A 5,495-nucleotide genomic window follows, 5' to 3' on the forward strand; every position below is an offset into this window, starting at 1 on the left:
CTCCCGTATAGGCGCTGGCGCCGGTGAGGACCAAGGTCCCCGAGCCGAGCTTGGAAAACGATCCGCCCGTGCCGCCAGATGCACCGCCATCGCCACCTGCGATCCGCCGAACAGGTGCGCGCGCAAGGTCGCCAGCTTCACCACCGCCGGCCGGTCGGTCACGGTGTCGCCGACCCGGTAGCGCGTCGTCACCACCCGCTCGACCGGTCCCGGCGCGGCGATCCGCATCGCGCTCGCCCCGGCGATCGGCGGCAGGTCGGCGACACGCAGCCACGGCCCCCCCAGCGCACCGGTGCCATAGGCGATCAGGCTCTTGCCCTCGTGCTGGCTTGCATAGACCGCCACCGCGACATCGACGCGATCGCCGGCCGCATCGGCATAGCGGCCGATCAGCAGATGATCGGCTCCCGGATAGAAGGGCTGCCATGGTGCCCGGCTGCTGAGCGGCACCCGCTGCCAGCCGGGGATCGCCGGCAGTGTCAGCTGGTCGGGCAGCGGCGTCGTGCGCGCGGTGGCTACCCCGCCCCACAGCGCGAACCCCGCCGCAATGGCCAAGGTCAGCACCGCTGCCGGCAACAGTGCTAGCCGGTGCCGCACCGGCCCTGCCAGCCGCGCCGGGTCGAAGGCGGGCGCATCCACCGGCCGGTCGAACCAGCGCCAGCCGATGCCGAGCGTCGCCGCCATGACGACGCCGAACCACACCGAGCCATAGACGATATGGTCGAACCCCGACGCCGCCTCGACGCTGGTCAGGTTGGCGATCCACATCGTCATCGCCGCCCGGATGCCGTTGGCGAGCACCGGCACGACCACCGACGCCGCCAGGAAGACGAGCCGCCGGGGCCAGCGAGTGAAGCACAGGTTGGCGACCAGCACGCCGACCGCGACCATGGCGATGACGAACTTCGCGCCCGAGCACGCCTCCGCCACCTCGAAGAAATAGCGGCCGGCGTGGATCATGACGCCGTTCGAGGTGGCCGGCACGCCCATGACACCAAGCAGCGGCATCGCCAGCCGCACTGTCACCAGCTGCAACGGCCCCTCCATCCACTCGCCGAAGGGCACGAGGAACAGCGCATAGCCGAGTAGAAATGCCAGCCCGCGCGCTACCGACGGCCCGAGGAGCGTCACCACCGCACCCTGCAGCATCATAACCAGGCCAAGCTCGCGCGCAAAGGTCACCGCTCCGGCGTCGCCGACCAGCCAGATCGAGCCGCCGGCCAGGACCAGCGCCAGGCCCGGCCACCACGCCGCTGGCGACAATCGCGCGAGCAACATGCGCCGCTGCCACACCAGCCAGCCGATCACCGGCACCACGACGAAGCAATGGCCGAACGTCGTGCTGGTCCACCAGGTCGCCACGATGCGGCCTGCGTCGCGCGCGAACAGCGCCATCAGCGCCGCCACAGTCGCAGCCAGCCCGGCAAGCTGTCGTGGCCACGCAGAGGCCGCCGGCGAGGCCGCACGAACGGAAAGGGCCAGCGTCATGCCGCGCGCCGTTCCGCCGGCAGGCCGAGCAGCGCGTCCAGCGGTGCCAGGCGTGCATCCCAATAGTACCGGCGCTCGACCTGACGGCGGGCGGCCTGACCCAGCTCGCCTGCTGTAATGGGGTCGTCGAGCAAGGCACCGATGGCAGCCGCCATGACATCCGCACCATCGGCGACGCGGATCGTGTTCCGATGGTCGATCCCCTCCGCCGCGGCGGGGCTGGCGACTACCGGCCGCGCCATCGCCATCGCCTCCAGCACCTTGTTCTGGATGCCGCGCGCGAGCAGCAGCGGCGCAACGCACACCGCCGCCGCCGCCAGCCACGGCCGTGTATCGTCGACCGCGCCCGTCACAATGATATGCTCCCCCGCCAGCGAGCGCACCGCAGCGGTCGGCGCACGCCCGACGATCGCAAGGGCGGCATCGGCGTGGCGGTCGCGGATCAGCGGCAGGACCGTGCTGGCGAACCACTGCACCGCGTCGACGTTGGGCTGGTAATCCATCTGGCCGGTGAAGACGATCGTCGGCCGTGCCACCGGCTGCGGCGCCACGGCGGCGGGGTCGTAGTGGGCGAAGTCGATGCCGTTCTCCACCGCGACGATCTCCCCCTCGCCGCCGGTCGAGCGGAACAGGGCGGCTTCGGCATCGCTGACGAACAGGCTGGCGGCGACCCGGGCCGACACCGCGCGCTCGAAACGGCCGAGCAGGCGCGCCTCGCGCCGCAGCAGCCAGCGTCGCGCGGCGGGGCCGCTCTGGGCCATGGCTGCGAACTTGGCCGAGTCGACATCGACGAAATCCATGATCGCCTTCGGCGCGCCGGTCGGCAGATACTGCGCCATCTGCCCCGAAAAGACGTAGATCGCACGGATCGGTCGCTGGCGCAGCACTCGCGCCACCGCCTCGCGCACTGCTGGATGCGCGAACGCCGCCAGCGACACCGGCCGGCCGGTCGCCAGCGCCTCGGCCGCCGCACGCGCCCGTGACTTTGTCCGCGGCACGATCGTGCAACTCGCCAGCAACGCAGCCAGTTCGGGCGGCGGTGTCCGCACCTCCTCGTCGAGCGCGATCAGGTGGACGCGGGCGCGAGTGGCGAGGTGGCGCAGGACGTGCCAGCTGCGGATGCGGTCGCCGCGATCGGGCGGATAGGGGCAGCGATGGGCGAGGAACAGGATCTCCATTACCCCAACCCGCGCGACAGCCACGGCCCAATCAGGTTCGCGACCGGCAGCGGCAGATGCTGCCACGCCTTCACCATCGCGGCGTACTTCGGGTTCTGCGGGTTGACCTCGCGCACCGCGCCGACGCTACGGCTGGCATAAAGGCGTGGCTCGGGCACGAACCCCCAGTTCTTCTTGAACGCCGCCGCGCCGGTGCCGGTCTTGGAGCGGCCGAAATCGAAGCGTGTGCAGCCCCACGCGCGCGCATGGCCCATCAGCGCGAAATACATCCGGTCATTGGCGCGCAGACCTCGCGCTGCCGCGGTACCGCCGCCCCAATAGGGATAGACGGTGCCGTTCAGGTAGAGGCTGAGGACACTCGCAACCGCCCTGCCCGCGTGACGCACGGTAAGCATGTCGGCGTCCAGCTCTTCCACTGCCGCGCGGAACAGCGCCGACGGGAAGACCGGCGTGCCCAGGTTGCGCACCGACTCGGCATAGGTGCGGTGATGTTCGGCCAGCATCGCCGCGCTCGCGCCGACCTCCACCGTCAGCTCGGCATCGAGCGCCTTGCGTACCTCGGCGCGCTGCTTGCGGGGCACGGCGAGCAGTTCCGCCGCATCGTCAACGGCGAGCGGGCGGACGAAGCCGCAATAGGTCGTCTGGTCGATCGTCCACTCCGCTGGAGCGTCACCACCGCGAAGCTCGACGCCGCAGCCGAGCCGCTGCGCCATCTCCCACGCCGCCGCGGCTAGCGGCTCCAGCCCGTCGCCCAGCACGCCGCCGTCGACGCCGAAGCCGGTCGACACCAGCGCCCGTCCGAACAGCGCCGAGCGCATCTGCGTCAGCGGCAGCACGCCGGCGACCGTGCCCTCGCCACGCTCGGCGACGAGGTAGCGAGCGCGCTGGCGGCACCCGCGTTCGACCGCGCGGCTCCAGCCGGTGAGGTGAAACGGGGTGGCGTCAGGCTGGTCGCGCACAAAGGCGTCGATCCGCGCCGACTCCGTCGCCGAACGCAGGTCCGCCTCGCGGATGCCGAGCGGCATCGTCAGCAGCGGCATGGTCATGGCAGCGCCGCGACCACGGCGTCGATGCGTCCCCACTCATGCCGGCCGACCAGCCCGCGCAGCTTGCCCGCCATCGCGCCGAGCCGGCTATAGTGGCGCAGCCGCGACTTGAGCGGGGCGGAGGCGACGCGCGGCTGATCTGGGTCGATCTCCCACGGATGGAAGTAGAACACCGCCGGATGCGCCGCATGGTTGACCTGCCGCACCGCGAAGTCGGTCAGCGCGGCGGGAAACAGGCGGAAGAAACCGCCCCCCGTCGCCATCCGGCGGCCCGCCAGCTCGGCGACGGTGACCGGCAGCTCGACCAGCCCAGCGTCGGCAAGCGGCCGGAACGCGAAGCGCGGGGCCTCGCGCCAGCCATAATGGTCGTGCGCCAGCGGCGCGACACTGGAGGAATAGGTGTAGCCCGCCTCGGCAAGCACCGGGTGCGCCCAGGGGGTGCGTGCGTCGATCGAGAAGCTCGGCGCGCGGTAACCGGTGACGGCCACGCCCGCGGCCTGCTCGATCACCTCGCGAGTGCGGCGCAGGTCGTCGCGGAACGCGCCGGGGGTCATGGTGAAGACGCGCTGGTGGTCCCAGCCATGGCTGGCGATCTCATGCCCCGCCGCGACGATGCGACGGACCAGCGCCGGGCAGCGTTCTGCCACCCAGCCCAGCGTGAAGAAGGTCGCGTGAACGCTACGGTCGGTGAACAGCGCAAGCACCGCGTCGGTGTTGCGCTCGACGCGCGATTCGAGGCGCGGCCAGTCCGCCTTGTCGATCACGGTCTCGAACGCGCCGACCTGGAACCAGTCCTCGACGTCGACCGACAGGCCGTTCAGCATGTCGGGCTCGGCATGGCTAGGCCGCGGCACCGCGGATCGGCACATAGCCGCGCGGCTCCTCGATCGGCGCAGCCTTGGGCGCCTGATCCGTCTCCACCCAGTCGACCAGCAGCGTCAGCACCCGGCGCAGGGCCGCGTCCTGCTCCTCCATCCGTGCTTCGAGATCGGCGAGGCGATCGCTCAGCACCGGATCGGGCGTTGAGGTTTCCGGTGTCGGGGTGTCGACCACCGGCTCGGGCTCATCGATCGGCTCGGCCACGGCATCCTCGACCACCGGCAACTCCGCCTCGGGAAGCGAAGCGGCAGCTGGTGCCGCATCCGCGTCGAGCGCCAGCCACGAATGACGGAAGGGGCGCGGCTCTGGCGCGGCGACCTTCTCGGCTTCCTCAACCATCGGCGACGACGGTTCGGCGGCTTGCTCCAGAGAAGCAGCTTCGACGGCGGGTTGCGGCATCACCACCGGCTCGATCGCCAACGGCGCAACGGGCAAATCGGCGGCACCGGTCCCCATCGTCGGCAGGTCGGCGAACAGGTCGGCGGCGACCAGATCCACCGTCGCGGCGGTGATCGTCTCAATGCGCTCGATCGCGGCGTGCAGCATCACCCGGTTGCACAGCTGATTGAGGCGACGTGGGACGCCGTCGGTCAGCCGATGCAGCGCGGCAAAGGCGCTGTCGGCGAATGCCGGCCGGCCGGTCCAGCCGACCACGCCCAGGCGATGGCGGACATAGGCGGCGACCTCGCCGGCCGCCATCGGCTCCAGATGGTGGATCGCGATCACCCGCTGGCGCAATTGCTCCAGCCCCTGCGAGCCGTGCAGCGCGGCGCGGAACTCGGGCTGGCCGAGCAGCACGATCTGGAGCAGCGCATGGCCGCCCGCCTGGAAGTTGGAGAGCATCCGCAGCTCTTCGAGCGCGGAAACAGGCAGCGCCTGCGCCTCGTCGACGATCAGCAGCGTC

Annotated in this window: 4 protein-coding genes and 1 pseudogene; all 5 read right to left on the reverse strand. The window is 71.1% G+C overall.

The genetic code is table 11. From position 1 onward, the window contains the following. Nucleotides 1-78: 78 nt before the first annotated feature. Nucleotides 79-1,488 (reverse strand): annotated as a pseudogene (xrtA, locus tag HUU96_RS10410) (exosortase A); the annotation flags it as partial. Beyond that, nucleotides 1,485-2,666 carry a TIGR03087 family PEP-CTERM/XrtA system glycosyltransferase gene (locus HUU96_RS10415; protein ID WP_174292742.1) on the reverse strand — a complete coding sequence of 394 codons (1,182 nt, stop codon included), beginning with the start codon at nucleotides 2,664-2,666 and terminating at the stop codon, nucleotides 1,485-1,487. The pseudogene xrtA and the gene HUU96_RS10415, both read right to left, overlap by 4 nt. Beyond that, a complete protein-coding gene (locus tag HUU96_RS10420) occupies nucleotides 2,666-3,712 on the reverse strand; it encodes a FemAB family XrtA/PEP-CTERM system-associated protein (protein WP_174292740.1) in 1,047 nt (348 codons plus the stop codon). The genes HUU96_RS10415 and HUU96_RS10420 overlap by 1 nt, the downstream gene beginning before the upstream one ends. Beyond that, nucleotides 3,709-4,536, reverse strand: a complete 828-nt coding sequence (locus HUU96_RS10425; RefSeq protein WP_174292743.1) for an XrtA system polysaccharide deacetylase — start codon at nucleotides 4,534-4,536, stop codon at nucleotides 3,709-3,711. Before HUU96_RS10425 ends, HUU96_RS10420 begins: the two co-directional genes overlap by 4 nt. 16 nt (nucleotides 4,537-4,552) lie before the next feature. After that, the coding region (locus tag HUU96_RS10430) for an ExeA family protein (RefSeq protein ID WP_174292741.1) at nucleotides 4,553-5,495 on the reverse strand (943 nt) is incomplete at its 5' end.

This window comes from Sphingomonas bacterium, assembly GCF_903644135.1.
Lineage (GTDB): Bacteria > Pseudomonadota > Alphaproteobacteria > Sphingomonadales > Sphingomonadaceae > Sphingomonas.